The sequence below is a fragment of the Aurantiacibacter spongiae genome (assembly GCF_003815535.1).
Lineage (GTDB): Bacteria > Pseudomonadota > Alphaproteobacteria > Sphingomonadales > Sphingomonadaceae > Alteraurantiacibacter > Alteraurantiacibacter spongiae.
Genome location: NZ_RPFZ01000001.1, coordinates 1,939,795 through 1,957,065, shown reverse-complemented (window position 1 = coordinate 1,957,065; position 17,271 = coordinate 1,939,795). Strand labels below are relative to the sequence as shown.

Genomic DNA, 17,271 nt, shown 5'->3' with positions numbered 1-17,271 from the left:
GCCCGCTTTGACACCGGCCGCCGCTCGCCTATGGGCGCACCCATGACCGACCGCCCGGCCCCGTTATCCGAAGATCGCCTCGACCGTTTCGCGCGCCATATCGTCCTGCCCGAGGTCGGCGGTGCGGGGCAGCTTGCCCTGGCGCAGGCGCGGGTGGTTCTGGTCGGCCTCGGCGGGATCGGTTCGCCTGCCCTGCAATATCTCGCCGCCGCCGGGATCGGTCGGCTCACGCTGCTTGACGACGGCGATGTGGAGGCGAGCAATTTGCAACGCCAGACGATCTACACCACGCGCGACATCGGTCACGGCAAGGCGGTCGCCGCACGGCGCTGGCTGGCCAATTTCGACGATGCGCTGGCGGTTTCCATCCATGACACCCGCGTGACCGCGGACAATGCCGGCCGGTATCTGGCGGGCGCCGACCTGGTGCTCGACGGGACCGACAATTTCGCCACCCGCCTCGCCGTGGCGGATGCCTGCGTGGCGGCGGGCGTGCCGCTGCTATCCGCAGCGATCGGGCGGTTTCAGGGGCAGGTCGGGGCGTTTGCCGGGCACCTTGCCGAGCAGGCCTGCTATCGTTGCTATGTCGGCGATGCCTTCGATGCGGAAGATTGCGATACCTGCGCCGAGGACGGAGTGCTGGGCGCGATGGTGGGCTGGGTTGGGACTTTCGCCGCGTTGCAGGCGATCCGTCTGCTGCTGGACGGCCTGAGGCCCGGCGACGATGCCCAGTTCGGACAGCTGCACCTGATGGACGGCCTGAAGCCTGCCATGCGCACCATACGGATCGCCAAGGATCCGGAATGCCGGACATGCGGCCCGGGGCACTAGTCTTTCCGTTCGCCTGACGGCTTCGGCTCGCCGTCGGGGAACCGCCCGTAGGCTGGCGAGGCTAGGTCAGCCGCCCGCAGGACAGCGCACGACCTGCCGCACCGGTTCGCCGTCACCGGGGCGATAGCGCGCCGTCCCCTCGCCGGTAAGGGCGAGATAGATGTCGCGCAACGTCTCGGTGTCGCCGATGCGTTCGCGCAGGGTGATGGCGATGTGCTCGCCTTCCACGTCGACGTTCGTTACCGGCCCGCCCGTCTCGAAGAAGCTTACCTCATCCGCGCCGATGCGAACACGCTGGAAAGCGGGCTGGTATGTGTAATCCTCGGCGCAGGCGCGCGCGTCCGGTGCGTAAAGACCCCTGAAGCGAACGGGTACGGTGGTCGCGCCCTGCGCGGTCTGCTGGCGCGAAACCGTACCGCAGCGCCGGTAGATTTCGCTATCGCCATCGCCCCTTCGCACGCGCAGCCGCCCGTCGCCCTGGCGGGCGAAATAGACGACGCGCCGCTCTGTTTCGCCGGCGGGGTTTTCGAAGGGATACGTCACCGCGAGCGCATCTCCGTCGCTCCGGATGTCGCTGGCGATGCCGCCGTCTTCGAAGAAACTGATCCGGTCTCCCGACACGGATAGACGATTGAAATTGCGTCCGTCGCAATCGTCCGCGGACTTCGCCCAGGTTCCCCGGAAGGGCGCGGGGATGCGGCGCAGGGCGTTCGCCTCCACCGCCCCGCCCCCGCCGCTGTCCGCCGAGGCCAGTTCTTCCATCGCGGCTTCGCTATCGCCCGTAAGGGCCGTATCTGCCACAGCGGGGACACGGTTGGTTCCGGCACCGTTCGCACCGTCGCCGCCGGCGTCCCCTCCCCCGGAACAGGCGGCGAGGGTGAGAACGAGGGCGACCGCGCTGAGATGATGGTTCATGCCTCGCGGAATGAATGGACCTGTTGCCGGTTCCCCCCGGCGCTCAGGCGCGCAGCACCTCGTCGACCCAGCGCGGCACCAGTTCGCTCGCCGTGCCGAGCCGCGTCTCGTCGAACAGGTGCGAGCCTTGACTGCGTTTGAGGTTGAGTTCCAGCGTCCGCGCGCCCGCGCGACCAGCTTCCTGCACGAACCCCGCCGCCGGATAGACCGCTCCGCTCGTTCCGATGGAGACGAACAGGTCCGCACGGGCCAGCGCAGAGAAGATGCGCTCCATCCGGTAGGGCATTTCGCCGAACCAGACGATGTCGGGCCGCAGGGCCGCCGAACCGCAAGCCGGGCAGGCCGGTCCATCGCCCAGCCCTTCGTCCCACCGGTGGCGCGCATCGCATGCCGTGCACCACGCGCTCAGCGCTTCGCCGTGCATGTGCAGCACACGCCGCGCCCCGCCGCGTTCGTGGAGGTCGTCGATATTCTGCGTGACGATCAGCAGATCGCCTTCCCATTCGCGGTCGAGCCGGCCCAGCGCCTCATGCGCAAGATTGGGTTGCGCGTTACGTATCTGCGCCCGCCGCTCGTCGTAGAAGCGATGCACCAGCGCCGGATCGGCGGCGAAGCCTTCGGGCGTGGCGACCTGTTCGACGGGGTGGTTCTCCCACAATCCGTCTTCCGCGCGAAATGTCTTCAGGCCGGATTCCGCGCTGATCCCGGCGCCCGTCAGGATGACGATGGTCTGGATGTTCTCTCTCATGCCGCCTACCTATCCCCTCGCTCAGGACGGACAAGGGGGCAGGCATGGCGCGGATCGGCATCATCGGCAGCGGGGGGCGCATGGGGAGGGCCATCGCGGACGTTCTCGCCGCGAGCGACGAGCACGCTTGCGCCGGAGGGGTGGACCGCGACACCGTTCTGACGGACCTGGCAGGCCATGCGGATGCGCTGGCCGATTTCTCGGCCCCTGATGCGCTGGTCGCAAACCTTGCCGCCGCGCGCGAGGCCAGAACGCCGATCCTGATCGGCACGACGGGCCTGACCGGGGAGCACCACGCCGCGATCGAGGAAGCGGCCGCCGTCATCCCCGTCATCCAGACCGGCAACACGTCGCTCGGCGTCACCCTGCTGGCGCACCTGGTCGGGGAGGCGGCGGCGCGCCTCGGGCCGGACTGGGATGTCGAGATCCTCGAGATGCATCACCGGATGAAGGTCGATGCGCCTTCGGGCACCGCGCTGCTGCTGGGCGAAGCGGCGGCGCGGGGGCGCGGCGTCGAGCTGGGCGACAAGCGCGAGAGCGGGCGCGACGGGCATACCGGCAGGCGGGGGGAAGGCGCGATCGGCTTCGCCGCGCTGCGCGGCGGCACGGTGGCGGGCGAGCACTCGGTAATCTTTGCCGGAGAGCAGGAACGGCTGGTCCTGTCCCACTGTGCCGAAAGCCGCGCGATCTTCGCCCGCGGCGCGGTACGCGGAACGGCCTGGCTGATCGGCAAGCCGCCCGGGCGTTACACGATGGAAGACGTGCTGGGTCTCCCCTCCTTGCGCGCATGACGAAGGACCAGATCTTCGAGTTCTTCCGACGCCTGGCGGAGGCGAACCCGGCGCCGGAGACGGAGCTGGAATACGGCAACGCCTACCAGCTCGTCGTAGCCGTGGCGCTTTCGGCGCAGGCTACCGATGTCGGCGTCAACAAGGCGACGCGCGCCCTGTTCGCCGAGGTCGAGACGCCGCAGCAGATGCTGGCACTGGGCGAAGACGGACTGAAGGACCACATAAAGACCATCGGCCTGTTCAATTCGAAGGCGAAGAACGTGATCGCGCTCAGCCAGCTTCTTGTGCACGAATATGGCGGGGAGGTGCCTGACAATCGCGACGATCTCGTCCGCCTACCCGGCGTCGGGCGCAAGACCGCCAATGTCGTGCTCAATTGCTGGTTCGGGCAGGAAACCTTCGCGGTCGATACCCACATCCTGCGCGTCGGCAACCGCGCTGGCCTCGCCAGGGGCAAGACACCCCAGCAGGTGGAGGCGAAGCTGGAAAAGCGCGTGCCGCAGCCCTTCCGGCTAGGCGCGCATCACTGGCTGATCCTGCACGGCCGCTACGTCTGCAAGGCGCGGACGCCCGAGTGCTGGCGCTGCCCGGTGATCGACCTGTGCGCCTTCCGCAAGAAGGTGCTCGAGAAGCCGAAGGGGCGCTAGGCCGGCAGCGGACTGCGTGCCGATGGCCGCCGCACGGGCGGGTGCGCCTGCACGATCCATCCCGCGCCCAGCCACACCGGCATCACCAGCACGGCGGCGACGATCCCGTCTAGCGCGTAATGCCAGCCGAGGTGGACTGAGGCGACGAACACCACCGCCTCGAACGCGACGGCGAGCCACAAGCGCCAGCCCATGCCGAAGCGATGGTGCGTCATGACGATCAGCAGCAAGTAGAGCGCGTTGTGCATCGACGGCATAGCGCTGATGCCCTTGCCGAAGCCCGGCTGACCGAAATTAGCGAGGAGGTAAGCCTGCGTCTGCACCGCGGTAAGATCGGCGGGCAGGGCATCCCCCAGCGCGGCGAAGCGCGGATCGCCATAAAAGTGCGCGGCATAGACCGGCCCGGCTGACGACAGAACGAGTGCCGCCCAGTTGCCAATCAGGAACCACGACGCCATGATGGCGAGCACGGCGCGGCGGCTGAACGCCCGATCGGCGGCGAAGCACGCCCACACCGTCATCCCCAGCGTCACCACCAAGCATGGCAGGACGTAGAACCAGTCGAGGAACCGCGTCGCCGCGTCGCCGAACATCGCATGGGTAATCAGCCACGGGTCGCGTCCGAACAAGGCGGCGTCCATATCCGCCAGCAGCGGATCGGCCCAGAACGGGACGAAGCGCGGGATGGCAACCTTCAGCATCATGTAGGCCTGCATCATCAGAGCAAGCGCGAGCAGGAAGGCTGTGCCCTCAATATAGCGGTGCCGCCGCGCCCACAGCGTGTCGCGCATCAACCGCAACGGGCTGGCGGGCCGCTGCCGCGCGACCTCCACGCCTAGCCAGGCGAACGCGCCGAGCGCGAGGAAAGTGAGGATCACGAGGTTGGCTCGTAGCGCCTCGGTAAGCACGACGGGGTCCGGCCGCACAAGCACCATGCCCAGCAGCAGGTGCGCCGCCAGAAGCCAGCCGATGACGAGCCGCGCGATCATGGTGAAGCGTTACCCGGTCATGCTTGATTTAGGGTTAAGACGAGGACGGTGGCGGAACGCGCGAAGTTAAATGCAAGCGCCGAAGGCCCAGCACTCGAAGGCGAGGACGAAGACGATATGCGCGAGGACGGCGAGCGGCGCGTAAAGGGTCGCGATCGCAATCCTGGCGAGCGGGGGGATGGGCAACCGGTCGACGCCGACAGCGCCAACGGCGAGCACGATTGCCAGCGCGCCGTAGCCATTGAGCGGCAATCGCCATTCCGCCAGCTCGCCAATGGTGAGGATCGCCGCTGACAGTGCGAAGGGCGCGATCAGTGCCAGGAACCCACCGAGGAGCCAGCTCCGTCCGGAATGCGTGCTGTCCTTGCCCTCGCCGCCCTCGTAATCGCCGTATCGGGTCATCACGTCAGATGACGCAACGCGCGGCGGAGGCCGTGACGACGGTCAGCGCTTCCGGATCGTTCCATTCGCGCACGTGGCGAATCAGCCGGCCGACGGTGAGCGCCCCCCTTCGTCCTTTACCGCGTCGGCGAAGTCGGAGATGCCCTTGATCTGGCTCACCGAGAGATCGTCCGCCCAGATTTCCGACATGCAATTGGCCATGCCCGAAGGCAGGCCCGCGTCGACAAGCGCCGTCTCCACGCGGTTCTTGATGATAGTCTCGCAGCCACCGAGAAGCAGAGCGAACAACGCGGCGAGCCGAGAGAAGCGCCTAGACATCGTCCGCCGACACCATCTCCGCGCGGTCGATCTCGCCCGTCATCACCGCTACGGTGGTGGCGACGGCGGCGTCGCCCGAGACGTTGGTGGTGGTGCGCATCATGTCCATGATCCGGTCCACGCCGGCAACGAAGGCGATCGTTTCCAGCGGCACGCCGACCGCGCCGAACACCAGCGCCATCATAATCAGCCCCGCGCCCGGTATCCCTGCGGCTCCCACCGCGCCCAGCGTCGCGAGGATCGAGATGAGGAAATACTGCCCCCAGGTCAGGTCCACCCCGAAGATCTGCGCGCCGAACAGCGTGGCGAGCCCGAGATACATGGCGGTGCCGTTCATGTTGATGGTGGCGCCCAGCGCGATGACGAAGCTCGCCACGGAATTGGAAACGCCGAGGTTCCGCTCCGCGCAGCGCAGCGTGACGGGCAACGTCGCGTTGGAACTGGCGGTGGAATAGCTGACCGCCATCGCGTCGATGATCCCGCGGAAGAAGTCGCCCACCGGCAGCTTCGCCATGAACTTGATCATCGCCGAATACATGACGAAGATGATCAGAAGGCAACCCGCGTAATTGAGCGCGACCAGCTTCGACAGGGCGATGAGCGCATCGAAGCCGAGCGTGCCCGCCACCCACGCCATGAGCGCGAAGACGCCGAACGGGGTCAGCTCCATGACGAGGATCGTCACCTGCTGCATGACGACGGAGCCGGAATCGAAGATCTTCTGGACCGGGCCGCCGTCTTCCCTGGCCATCAGGATGCCGACCCCCAGCAGCACGGAAAAGACGATCAGCGGCAGGACATTGACGTCCGCCATGACCTGAACCGGGCTTTGCGGCACGATCTCCAGGATCATCTGCCGCCACGTCGTCTCGTTGGGTTCCGGCACCGCGCCCAGCTCGATCGCGCTGGTGTCCACGCCGCTTCCCGGCTTGACGAGAGTGCCGAGCGCCAAGCCCAGCCAGACGGCAATCTGGCCGGTAATCACGAACAGCAGCAGCGCCCTCCCGCCGACCGCGCCCAGCTTGCGCAGATCGCCGATGGCGGCGACGCCCGATACCAGGCTGAAGAAGATCAGGGGCACCACCAGCATCTTGATCGCGGCGATGAAGACATCGCCGACGATCTTGATGCTTTCCGCGTCCGGTCCCCACAAGCGGCCCACGATGATGCCGAGCACCAGCGCCGCGATCACGCGCTGCCACAGCGGAGTGGCGAACCAGGTCTTCATCGATGCAACCCCTTACTCCCTTTGCCCCTCGCTACCTGCGCGGACGGCAAATGGGAAGTCAGGCGTGAAGGCCGGCGAGTGCGACGCGGCGATAGATGCGCGCGAGGGTTCGCAGATCCTCGAGCGCGACGGCCTCGTCGGTCTTGTGCATCGTCGCATTGACCAGACCGAACTCGATCACCGGGCACAGATCCTTCAGGAAGCGGGCGTCGGACGTCCCGCCGCTGGTGGAGGCTTCGGGCTCTATCCCGGTTTCCGCCTCGACGGCGCGCGCGACCAGACCGGAAAATTCGCCCGGCGGGGTGAGGAAGCTCTCGCCCGATATTACCGGATGCGCGGTGCCGCCATGCCGCTCCGCGATGGCGCGGACGCGTTCGGCCAGCCCCTTGCCCGAATGCCGATCGTTGAAGCGGATGGAAATGCGCGCCCGCGCCTTGCCGGGAATGACGTTGTGCGCACGGTTCGGCACGTCGAACTCGGTGATTTCGAGATTGCTCGGCTGAAACCAGTCGGTTCCGTCATCCAGGTGCAGGGCATCCAGTTCGGCCAGCATGGCGACCATACGCGGTATGGGATTGTTGGCGAGGTGCGGATAGGCGACGTGACCCTGCGTGCCGGCAACTTCCAGCCAGATGTTGATACTGCCGCGCCGCCCGATCTTCATCATGTCGCCCAGCCGGTTGACGCTGGTCGGCTCTCCGACGAGGCAGAGGTCGGGAACCGCGTCGTCAGCGGCGCGGATATGATCGATGATCGCCCGCGTGCCGTGGAGCGCCGGGCCTTCCTCGTCGCCGGTAACGATGAAGCTGATCGTGCCGGCTTCGCGGGGGATGTCCGCCACCGCCGCCGCCATGCAGCCGATCGCTCCCTTCATGTCGACCGCGCCCCGCCCGTAGAGCAGATCGCCCCTGACCTCCGGCACGAAGGCCTCGCTTGTCCAGCCATCTCCGGGCGGCACCACGTCGAGATGGCCGGCGAAGGCGAAATGCCGGCTGCCTGTCGATCCGCGGCGGATGGCGAAGAGATTTTCGACCGGCTCCTCGTCGCTGCCTTCCGGCCCCTCTCCGCGGACGAAGCGGTGAATGTCGAAGCCGAGGGGCGCGAGCATACCCGCAAGGCCATCGAACACCCCGCCCCGCGCCGGGGTGACGCTCTCGCACGCCATCAGGCGGCGCGCGCAATCGACCGGATCGAGGGCGGCGCTCTCGCTCACGCGGTTTCGCCGACCTCGAATTGCGAGATCGTCCAGGCCTCGTCCTGTGCGGCGCCGATCCAGCTCTGCATCCAGTCGTGCTCCCACACCGCCTGCATGTAAGCCTGCGCGAAGCCGGGCACGCCGATACCGTAGGTGAGGAAGCGGCTGACCACCGGGGCGTAGAAGATGTCCGCCGCGCCGAACGTGCCGAACAGGAACGGCCCGCCCTTGCCGAAGCGCGCCCTAGCTTCCGCCCACAGGCCGAGGATGCGCACGATGTCGGCCTTGACCTCGTTGCTCAGCCCGACCCGGTGCTGGGCGCGGATGTTCATCGGGCAGGCCCGTCGCAGCGGCAGGTAGGACGAGTGCATTTCCGCCACCATCGCCCGCGCCATGCCGCGCGCATCGTCGGACTTGGGCCAGAACCGGTCGCGTCCGACCTTGTCGGCCAGATATTCGAGAATGGCGATCGAATCCCATACTACGGTGTCACCGTCCCACAACACCGGCACCTTGCCGGCGGAGGGCTGGAACTCGCCGTCCTGCTGCTTCATCGCTTCCCAGTCGTCACCATCGATGTGAACGGTCAGCTCCTCGAACGAAAGGCCGCTCTGCTTTGCCGCCAGCCAGCCGCGCAGCGACCAGCTGGAATAGTTCTTGTTGCCGATGATGAGCTTCATGCGCCTGCTTCCCTGTTCGCTCAGCGAGGTAGGGCCTGGGATCGGCGGTGTCGAGGCTGAACGGGAGGAAAGCCCGCTGTTGCCGCGCGGCCACTCGGGCGAACATGCCGGCGATGCTCGTGAATTGTTAACCATCATATGCGACCCGCTGGATGGAACCGGTGTCAGGCCGGACGAAACCGAAGGCAGGGCGTGAGTCAGAAACGATCCGAAGTGAAGGCGAAAAGCCCGCGCGCCGAGCGGGTCATGCAGGTCCTGTGGGCGGGCGCGATCGCGCTCGGCCTCTACGCCCTGACGCTGCTCATGCCGGTCGACCAGTTCATCTGGACGCTGCAGTCGCGGCTGGCCGAACACAGGGCATCGGGCGACATCGTCTTCGTAGGAGCGGAACGCGAACTCGCCGACGCGGACTTCCCGGAAAGGCGGACAGAACTTGCGAACATCCTCGACAAGTTACGCAAAGCCGGCGTGGGTGACGTTTACGTCGACGTCGTGTTCGATCGCCCCGGAACGCCTGCAGATGACGCTCGTTTGCGACGCGCGCTCGAAAACCTCGGATCGCGTGCGCATCTAACCAAGGCTTTCACGACCGATTTCGACGGGCGGATGGTAGCTCGGAAATCGATTCCGAAAATTGGTAAAGGTATTTCGGAGGTCGGTAGCTACACCTGGATGAACGTCCTAGGATACGCATGGTACATGCCGTACCGCGTTCCGGAAATTTCTGAGGACCTACCTACCCTTCCCGCTGCGATCGCGGGAGATAGCGGGGATAGCAGCCGGGATTTCCCCATCAGCTATGCGTTCTCCCTAGACTCCATCCCGTCGTATCGAATTGAAGACTTAGAAGGTGCAAACGAGTTTGCGTCCTTCGCCGGCAAGTCGGTCGTCATTGGACAAATGCGAAGCGGCGACATGCATCCGCTTAACATTCCCGGCCACGTGGGCATTCCCACTTCTTATGCTTCCATCTTTGCGGCGGAAACACTCAAGGCAAGCCAGACCGTTATGATCGACGCTATTGTTCCGATCATTACGGTGTTCCTGCTTTTGCTTTCGGGTGTTATCGTTCGCTCTGTATGGCTGCGCTATACAGCATATGGCGTTTCCGTCCTTTTAGTTCCGGCTTTCCTCGCCATCACGGCGGAAATGGCAATCAGGGCAAACACTGCCGACGCGGTCGCTCTCTTAGCAATCTTTGCTGCCTTTCGGATTCGCGCGCGCTGGAAACGCAATTTGCGCCTCGTCGATGGGGAGACCGGCCTGCCCACCTTTCTCGCCCTCGAAACCGACAAGGACGTGGCCGAACACGTTCCCGCCATCATCGTCGCGCGCATTCAACGCTTCCAGGAGGTGCGCCGCACCCTGCCGACCGAACTGCACATAGAATATCTGCTGAGCATCGTCAGCCGGCTGCGAGCCGCGACCCAGGACGCGGAAATCTATCTGGGGGAGGGGCACCTGATCGCCTGGACGATGGCGGAGAAGGATCCAACTCTCCTGCGCGAACATCTCGAGGGCCTTCGCGCGCTGTTCTCTTCGCCGCTTGTCGTGGGCGACGAACAGGTTGACGTGGGCATCACCTTCGGGATCGATCTCACCCCCAGCCCGGCGGTGTCGCGACGCTTGTCTGCCGCGGTGGCGGCGGCGGAAAAGACCACCGAAACGTTCGAACCGATCGCCATCGTCGATGCCGCCTCGCAGGAAGACCTGCTCTGGAACATCTCCCTCCAGGCGCGGATCGACCAGGCCCTGGCAAGCGGCGAGATATACCTCGCCTTCCAGCCCAAGATACTCGTCCAGACGGGCGAGATCATCGGCGTCGAGGCGCTCGTGCGGTGGAGCGATCCGGTCCGCGGGCAGATTCCGCCCGACCACTTCATCCGCCAGTGCGAAACAGCGGGACGGATGGGCCATCTGACGCGCTACGTCCTCGAACAGGCCTGCATGGCCGGTAACGCGTTCGAGGATAACGGGCTCAACATTCCCGTGGCGGTCAACATCTCGGCAACGCTCCTCCACGAGCGCGAGATCGTCTCGATGGTACGCGAGGCGCTCGACAAGACGGGCTTCGAACCGCGACGTCTGACGCTCGAGATCACCGAGACCTTCCGCATCTCCAATCTCGACGTCGCCAATGAAATCCTGGCTGAACTGGGCTCGCTCGGCACCAAGATTTCCATGGATGATTTCGGGGTCGGAGCGGCAAGTCTCGAGGCGCTGCTGCGTCTGCCCTTCGACGAACTCAAGATCGATCGCATGTTTACCGCCCGGATCTGCGACGACCCGAAGGCCCTGGGAATAGTCAGGAGCGTTCTCCAGCTGGGGCGCGATCTGCGAATCATCGTCGTGGCGGAGGGCGTGGAAGATGCCGAAACGTTAACCAAACTGCGCGAAAATGGCTGCTTGGTGGCCCAGGGTTTCGGCATTTTCCGCCCCGATCGGATCGAGAAAATCATTGAATCGCAAGGGCTTGAACAAGAACCGTTGCGAAACATGGTTTAGAATTTGCAAACATTTGTGGTTAACGCTAGACCTGTCTCCGAAGGCAACAAGGAGACAGATCATGGGCCGTGGTTTTTGGGACTGGCTTTTCGGCGGACGCGTCGGCTGAACTAGCCATGTAATACACGTGAAAAAGGCGCCCGCTCGGCGCCTTTTTTATTGTCTGGATCCCATGTCCGCGGTGCAGGCCAGGTCCTATTGCCGAACGTCAGAGAGGATTGCCGCGCGCAGCTCGTCCACGCCTGCGCCCTTTTCGGCGCTCGTCACGTGAATTTGCGGATAGGCAGCGACATGCTTGCGCGCTTCGGTCGCCGTCCGCTCACATGTTGCCGCCAGTTCGCTCGCCTTGATCTTGTCGGCCTTGGTCAGGACCACGCGGTACCCCACGGCAGCCTCGTCCAGCATCGTCATCATGTCGCGATCGCTATCCTTGAGCCCGTGCCGGGCATCGACCAGCACCAGCGTGCGTTTCAGCACCGCACGCCCGCGCAGATAGGTTCGCACCAGACTGCGCCACCGTTCGACGACTTTAAGGGGCGCCTTGGCGAACCCGTAGCCGGGCATGTCGACCAGCCGGAAGCGCGTCGGTTCTCCGACCTCGAAGAAGTTGAGTTCCTGCGTGCGGCCCGGCGTCACCGAGGTGCGCGCGATGGCCTTGCGTCCGGTTACAGCGTTGATGAGCGAGCTCTTCCCCACGTTTGATCGTCCGCAGAACGCGACTTCGGGATAGTCGCCTGCCGGCAGGAATTTGAGTTGCGGCGCGCTGAGCAGGAATTCGACCCGCCCCGAGAACAGGCGGCGAGCTTCCTCAGCCAGCGCCTCCTCGCTCCCGTTCTCGATCATCGTCCTTCGGCCCTGGCCGCCTTTTCCCGCTCGGCCTTGCGCGCCTTTTCCTCTCGGTCCTTCGCCATCTGCGCCCGCAGTTGCGGGTTCTTCGCATACAGATAGCGCTGCTGCGCCAGGGTCAGCAGGTTGGAGGTTATCCAGTAGATCAGCAGTCCGGCGGCGAACGGCGCCATCACGAACATCAGCACCCATGGCATGATCATGAAGATCTGCTGCTGCATCGGGTCTGTCGCCGCCGGGTTGAGGCGGAACTGCAGGAACATGGTGCATCCCAGCAGCACCGCAAGCACGCCGATTCCGAGAAAACCGGGAGGCGTGAAATCGAGCAGGCCGAACAGGTTGAGAATATGCGCGGGATCGGGCGCCGACAGATCCCTTATCCAGCCGAAGAAGGGCTGGTGACGCATCTCGATTGCCAGCAACAGCGTCTTGTACAGCGCGAAGAAGATCGGGATCTGAAGGAATATCGGCAGGCAGCCGGCGAGCGGATTGACCTTCTCGTCCTTGTAGAGCTTCGCCATCTCCTGCTGGAGCTTCGGCTTGTCGTCCTTGTAGCGTTCCTGCAACGCCTTCATCTTGGGCTGCACTGCGCGCATCTGCGCCATCGAGGCGAACTGCTTTTGCGCGATCGGGAACAGGATCGCCCGGATGATGACGGTCAGACAGATGATCGCTACGCCGAAATTGCCCACGAGCCCGAACAGGAAGATCAGCACCTGCCACATCGGCCAGGCGATGAAGCCGAACCAGCCCCAGTCGATGGCGTTGCCGAATTGGGTGATGCCTGCATCCTGGTATGCGCTCAGCAGGCCGCTTTCCTTTGCCCCCGCGAACAGACGCGTGGTGCGCGTCACGCTTCCGCCGGCGGGGACCGTAACGGGTTCGTAATAGAGGTCGGCGCGGTAGTCGGAATTGCCCAGCGAACGAAACGCGCTGGTCGCCCCGACCGCATCGTCGGGGATGAGTGCGCTCATCCAGTAAATATCGGTGAAACCGACCCACTCGGTCTCGCCGGGATTGTCGACGACGCCCTGTTCTTCGACGTCATCGTAATTCCATTCGAAATCGATCGCGCCATCGAGCGCGGCGAGCGGCCCGGAATGGACGTTCCAGGTGCTGCGGCTGGCTGTTTCGCTGGTGCGCGCGACGAAGGCATAGGGGCGCAGGGCGACCGCCCCGCTGCCGGTGTTGCGAACCATCTGCGTGACGGTGAACATGTAGTGCTCGTCCACCGCGAAGCGCAGCAGGAATTGCTGCCCCTGCCCGTTGTCCCAGGCTAGCGTCACCGGCGTTTCGTGCGTCAGCCGGTCGCCGTCGACGACCTGCCAGCGCGTCTGTGCGGTCGGCGTCGCGATGCCGTCGCCGACCCAGCCGAACTGCGCATATTGTTCGATGTCGGTTCCCGCCGGCGCGAACAGGCGGATCGGGCCGCTGTCCGGCTCGACCGTTTGGCGGTGAGTCTTCAGAAGGATGTCGTCGACCCGCGCCCCTACGGGATTGATGGTGCCGGCGACTTCCGGCGCGTCTATCGTCACGCGGCCTTCGCTGGCGAGCTCGGTTTCGACGTCACGCACGACGGATTGATCCACCGCGTCGCCGCCGACGCTTATGCGGCCCGCAGCCAGGTTGTCGCCTTCACGCTCGAGCGCGCGCTCCGCCGGAATGTCGTCGCGGCTCGCCATGTTGGCGGGAACGTCGTCGGCCGGATCGGGATAGAACGTGCGCATGGCGAAGTCCCACCCGAACAACAGGACCGCGCTCAGCACGACGGCGAGGATGAGATTACGCTGATTGTCCAAGATTACATATCCGTCGGCAGTGAATGGCGGGCGCCTCAGGGCACCGGATCGTATCCGTGACCCCCCCACGGATGGCAGCGCATTATACGCTTGATCGCCAGCCATCCACCCCGAATCGCCCCATGGGTCTGGAGAGCTTCGATGGCGTAGGCACTGCAACTCGGCTGAAAGCGACAGGTCGGCGGCAGGATGCGGCTCGGGCCAAGCTGCCAACCGCGCGCGAGGAGGACCAGCAGGTGCTTCATGACCGCGGTTGCCGCCGGTTGCGCGGGCGCGGACGACGGGGCGGATCGCCCTTGCCGGCGGCGGCCCGTTCGAGAGCCTTGCCCAGTTCCGCCCCCATCTGCGCGAAATCGCGCTCGACCCCGCCCTCCCGGCCGATCAGGACGTGATCGTGATCGGGCAGGCCCGCTGTCGGCAACGCAGCGCGCAGAAGTTCGCGCAAGCGCCGCTTCATGCGATTCCGCACCACGGCATTGCCGATCTTCTTCGTTACGGTGATGCCGTACCGCACCCCCTTGCCGCCATTGGGCCTAGCGAGAAGAACGAAGCCGGGGCGCGCCACCCGCACCGCCGAACGATTCGCGCTCAGGAAATCGGCGCGCCGCGTCAGAACAGTCGGCTTCATGCCGGCAGGATAGGTATTGCGATGGTGCCAGTCACCCGCGACGCACACGAAAACGGGCTCCCGAGGGAGCCCGCATGGTCCGCGACGGTCGAGGACAGGGGTGTATCGCCGTGCCGCCCGAACACGGATGACCGCGCACGGGTTCTACCGGCAAGGATCAGGCGCAGAGCTTCTTGCGACCGCGACGACGGCGGTTGCGAAGAACCTTGCGGCCACCGGGGGTCGCCTTGCGCGCGAAGAAGCCGTGGCGGCGGGCACGCACGAGATTGCTCGGCTGGAAAGTGCGCTTCATGATGCGTATCCTCGAAAATCGAAAAGAAAAGGGCCACCGACCAAGCCGGCGGCCTCTGATATGGAGGCGCGCTTACTGAAGTGTGGGCGCCAAGTCAAGATAGGCGAGTCGGGGCTGGGCCTGTTCGACAGCCTGCGTTCCCCCGCTTCCGTCCATCCAGTCACGCATCTGCGCACCTGTCAGCCAGCGGGCGTCCTCGAACGGCACCGAATTGGTCATCGCGTAGAACGCCCGCGCCTGTTCGGCGTCCATGCCCATCTCGGCGTAGTAGTCGAGGTAGCGACGGTGTTCCGCGGCGCCTTCCGGGTAATCCTGCGCGCCGCGCCCCTGGTCGTCGAGCCATCCGTGAACGGCGAATTCGCTGCCGGGCGCGATCTCGCGCGTGATACCTGCAAGGAACAGCTCGACGGCACCGGAGCGCACCGAGCCGCCGTCGCGAACCCGCGTTGCCAGACCGTGCGCGCGTATCATGCGGCCAAGGGCGAGATTGGCGCGGTCGTCATGCGTTCCCGGCGCTTCGACGAATTCCAGCGTGGCGATGCCGGGAAACGCATCGAGCATGGCGGAAAACTGCGCCGGGGATCGGTCGTCGGTAATGCCGACAAGCGCTACCGTGCGATCGTCCAGAACGCGAAACGGCCCGAACGCCGCAACCGCCACCTGTTCGGCATGGGCCTGCTGGGGGGAGACGTACCGCATGGCTGCCGGCGAAACCTCGACCCATTCCTCCTCCGCCACGCTCGTCGTGTGCGCAAGTGCTGCTGTGGGCGAAACGGTCACGGCGAGAAGGATGAGGCGGCCAAGAGCGGACATGGCGGCAACCTGCCCCGCCCCCGTTTCGCAAACCGCCAACGAATGCGGTTGCAACCGGGTTAACGTCGTCCGTTCCGGCGACGGTTCCCCTCGACACGCGGGCGGGCGGCGCTATCAGACCGAAGGCAAAGGGGGTTCGCGTGGTAGCTCTGGTATCGACTGTCGCCTATCTCGGGCTGGAAGCGCGCGCCGTGGAGGTGCAATGCCAGCTCGCTGCCGGCATGCCACGCTTCTCGGTTGTCGGACTTGCCGACAAGGCGGTCGCCGAAAGCCGGGAGCGGGTGCAGTCCGCGCTCGCCGCTATGGGTCTGGCCTTGCCGCCCAAACGCATCACCGTGAACCTCTCGCCCGCCGATCTGCCCAAGGAAGGGTCGCATTACGACCTCCCCATCGCCCTGGCGCTGCTTGGCGCGATGGGCGTCGTCGATGCCGAGGAACTGAGCGAATGGGTGGTTGTAGGCGAATTGTCGCTCGACGGACGCATCGCCTCCTCCCCCGGCGTCCTGCTTGCCGCCCTTCACGCCAGCGAGACGCAAAAGGGTCTGATCTGCCCCCGCGCGCAGGGGCCGGAAGCGCGCTGGGCGAGCGGGGTGCGGGTATGCGCCGCGCCCGACCTCGCCAGCCTGCTCAACCATCTCAAAGGCGAGCGTGCGCTGCCCGAACCCGAGCCGGGAGAGGTGGAAGATGCCGCACCCGGACCGGACCTGAAACGCGTCAAGGGCCAGGAAACCGCCAAGCGCGCGCTGGAGATCGCCGCGGCGGGCGGCCATAACCTGCTGATGAACGGCCCCCCGGGCGCGGGCAAGAGCCTGCTCGCTTCCTGCCTGCCCGGAATATTGCCGCCGCTGTCGCCGTCGGAAGCGCTGGAGGTCAGCATGGTGCAATCGGTCGCCGGAACGCTGGAAGGCGGGCGTATCAGCCGCAACCGACCGTTCCGCGCCCCGCACCATTCGGCCAGCATGGCGGCGCTGACCGGCGGGGGCCTGCGCGTGCGGCCCGGCGAGGTAAGCCTCGCGCATCTGGGCGTGCTGTTCCTGGACGAGCTGCCGGAATTCCAGCGCGCCGTGCTCGACTCGCTGCGCCAGCCGTTGGAGACGGGAAAAGTCGATGTGGCGCGGGCCAACGCGCATGTCGCCTACCCGGCGCGGGTGCAATTGGTGGCGGCGATGAATCCCTGCCGTTGCGGTCATCTGGGCGATCCGGCGCTCGCATGCAGCCGCGCCCCAAGATGCGCGGCCGATTACCAGTCCAGGGTCAGCGGGCCGATGCTCGACCGCATCGACCTGCATGTGGAGGTCGATCCGGTCAGTGCCGCCGACCTTGCACTCCCCCCGCCCGCCGAGGGGAGCGCGGAGGTTGCCGCGCGGGTCGCAGCGGCGCGTGCGGTGCAGGCCGGGCGCGGAGTTCGCTCGAACGCCGAACTCGATGGAGACGCGCTCGAAGATCACGCGACCCCGGACGAGGCGGGGCGGCAATTGCTCATGCAGGCGGCCGACGCCATGCGGTTGTCCGCACGCGGCTACACCCGGATGCTCCGCGTCGCGCGCACGATCGCCGACCTTGCCGGGTCCGAGCGGGTCGGGCGCGTTCACGTGGCCGAAGCGCTCAGCTATCGCAGACAGGCGCCCCGCGCCTGATTGTGCG

Annotated in this window: 19 protein-coding genes; 5 read left to right on the top strand and 14 right to left on the bottom strand. The window is 65.8% G+C overall.

Annotation, left to right across the window (positions count from 1 at the left end):
• Positions 1–42: 42 nt before the first annotated feature.
• A complete protein-coding gene (locus EG799_RS09540; RefSeq protein WP_123880640.1) occupies positions 43–831 on the top strand; it encodes a HesA/MoeB/ThiF family protein in 789 nt (262 codons plus the stop codon).
• Between the two features lie 66 nt (positions 832–897).
• Here the strand turns inward: EG799_RS09540 and EG799_RS09535 are convergent, their stop codons facing one another.
• Positions 898–1,746, bottom strand: a complete 849-nt coding sequence (locus tag EG799_RS09535) for a hypothetical protein (RefSeq protein WP_123880638.1) — start codon at positions 1,744–1,746, stop codon at positions 898–900.
• A gap of 43 nt (positions 1,747–1,789) precedes the next feature.
• The gene (locus EG799_RS09530) at positions 1,790–2,494 is read right to left on the bottom strand and encodes an NAD-dependent deacylase (protein ID WP_123880635.1); all 705 of its coding nucleotides are present in this window, start codon (positions 2,492–2,494) and stop codon (positions 1,790–1,792) included.
• Positions 2,495–2,538: 44 nt separating this feature from the next.
• On the opposite strand from EG799_RS09530, the gene dapB reads away from it, so the two are divergent.
• On the top strand, positions 2,539–3,285 hold the full coding sequence (gene dapB, locus EG799_RS09525; protein WP_123880633.1) for a 4-hydroxy-tetrahydrodipicolinate reductase: 747 nt from the start codon (positions 2,539–2,541) through the stop codon (positions 3,283–3,285).
• A complete protein-coding gene (nth, locus tag EG799_RS09520) occupies positions 3,282–3,932 on the top strand; it encodes an endonuclease III (protein ID WP_123880631.1) in 651 nt (216 codons plus the stop codon). The genes dapB and nth overlap by 4 nt, the downstream gene beginning before the upstream one ends.
• Here nth and EG799_RS09515 read toward each other — a convergent pair.
• The 6 genes from EG799_RS09515 to EG799_RS09490 form a co-directional block, all read right to left on the bottom strand.
• Positions 3,929–4,921, bottom strand: a complete 993-nt coding sequence (locus EG799_RS09515) for a phosphatase PAP2 family protein (protein ID WP_123880629.1) — start codon at positions 4,919–4,921, stop codon at positions 3,929–3,931. The genes nth and EG799_RS09515 overlap by 4 nt on opposite strands.
• 66 nt (positions 4,922–4,987) lie before the next feature.
• Positions 4,988–5,323: a hypothetical protein gene (locus EG799_RS09510; protein ID WP_123880627.1), complete on the bottom strand. Its 336-nt coding sequence runs from the start codon at positions 5,321–5,323 to the stop codon at positions 4,988–4,990.
• A gap of 81 nt (positions 5,324–5,404) precedes the next feature.
• A complete protein-coding gene (locus EG799_RS09505) occupies positions 5,405–5,641 on the bottom strand; it encodes a hypothetical protein (protein WP_123880625.1) in 237 nt (78 codons plus the stop codon).
• The gene (locus EG799_RS09500) at positions 5,634–6,869 is read right to left on the bottom strand and encodes a dicarboxylate/amino acid:cation symporter (RefSeq protein ID WP_123880623.1); all 1,236 of its coding nucleotides are present in this window, start codon (positions 6,867–6,869) and stop codon (positions 5,634–5,636) included. Before EG799_RS09500 ends, EG799_RS09505 begins: the two co-directional genes overlap by 8 nt.
• 58 nt (positions 6,870–6,927) lie before the next feature.
• On the bottom strand, positions 6,928–8,082 hold the full coding sequence (gene dapE / locus EG799_RS09495; RefSeq protein ID WP_267900632.1) for a succinyl-diaminopimelate desuccinylase: 1,155 nt from the start codon (positions 8,080–8,082) through the stop codon (positions 6,928–6,930).
• Positions 8,079–8,744 carry a glutathione S-transferase family protein gene (locus EG799_RS09490; RefSeq protein WP_123880620.1) on the bottom strand — a complete coding sequence of 222 codons (666 nt, stop codon included), beginning with the start codon at positions 8,742–8,744 and terminating at the stop codon, positions 8,079–8,081. Before EG799_RS09490 ends, dapE begins: the two co-directional genes overlap by 4 nt.
• Positions 8,745–9,047: 303 nt before the next feature.
• On the opposite strand from EG799_RS09490, the gene EG799_RS09485 reads away from it, so the two are divergent.
• Positions 9,048–11,249, top strand: a complete 2,202-nt coding sequence (locus EG799_RS09485; protein ID WP_158611053.1) for an EAL domain-containing protein — start codon at positions 9,048–9,050, stop codon at positions 11,247–11,249.
• A 195-nt stretch (positions 11,250–11,444) separates the two neighbouring features.
• On the opposite strand, the gene yihA is transcribed toward EG799_RS09485, so the two are convergent.
• The 6 genes from yihA to EG799_RS09455 form a co-directional block, all read right to left on the bottom strand.
• Positions 11,445–12,092, bottom strand: a complete 648-nt coding sequence (yihA, locus tag EG799_RS09480) for a ribosome biogenesis GTP-binding protein YihA/YsxC (protein ID WP_123880616.1) — start codon at positions 12,090–12,092, stop codon at positions 11,445–11,447.
• Entirely contained in the window at positions 12,089–13,894 is a 1,806-nt protein-coding gene (gene yidC, locus EG799_RS09475) for a membrane protein insertase YidC (protein ID WP_123880614.1), read from the bottom strand. Before yidC ends, yihA begins: the two co-directional genes overlap by 4 nt.
• A gap of 35 nt (positions 13,895–13,929) precedes the next feature.
• Positions 13,930–14,139 (bottom strand): membrane protein insertion efficiency factor YidD, encoded by a 210-nt coding sequence (yidD, locus tag EG799_RS09470; RefSeq protein ID WP_123880611.1) that lies wholly within the window; start codon positions 14,137–14,139, stop codon positions 13,930–13,932.
• On the bottom strand, positions 14,136–14,522 hold the full coding sequence (gene rnpA / locus EG799_RS09465) for a ribonuclease P protein component (protein ID WP_123880609.1): 387 nt from the start codon (positions 14,520–14,522) through the stop codon (positions 14,136–14,138). Before rnpA ends, yidD begins: the two co-directional genes overlap by 4 nt.
• Before the next feature lie 157 nt (positions 14,523–14,679).
• Positions 14,680–14,814, bottom strand: a complete 135-nt coding sequence (gene rpmH, locus EG799_RS09460; protein WP_123880607.1) for a 50S ribosomal protein L34 — start codon at positions 14,812–14,814, stop codon at positions 14,680–14,682.
• 72 nt (positions 14,815–14,886) lie between these two features.
• The gene (locus EG799_RS09455; RefSeq protein WP_181950894.1) at positions 14,887–15,627 is read right to left on the bottom strand and encodes an alpha/beta hydrolase; all 741 of its coding nucleotides are present in this window, start codon (positions 15,625–15,627) and stop codon (positions 14,887–14,889) included.
• 140 nt (positions 15,628–15,767) lie between these two features.
• Between EG799_RS09455 and EG799_RS09450 the strand changes: the two genes are divergently transcribed.
• Positions 15,768–17,264 carry a YifB family Mg chelatase-like AAA ATPase gene (locus tag EG799_RS09450; RefSeq protein WP_123880605.1) on the top strand — a complete coding sequence of 499 codons (1,497 nt, stop codon included), beginning with the start codon at positions 15,768–15,770 and terminating at the stop codon, positions 17,262–17,264.
• Positions 17,265–17,271: the final 7 nt, after the last annotated feature.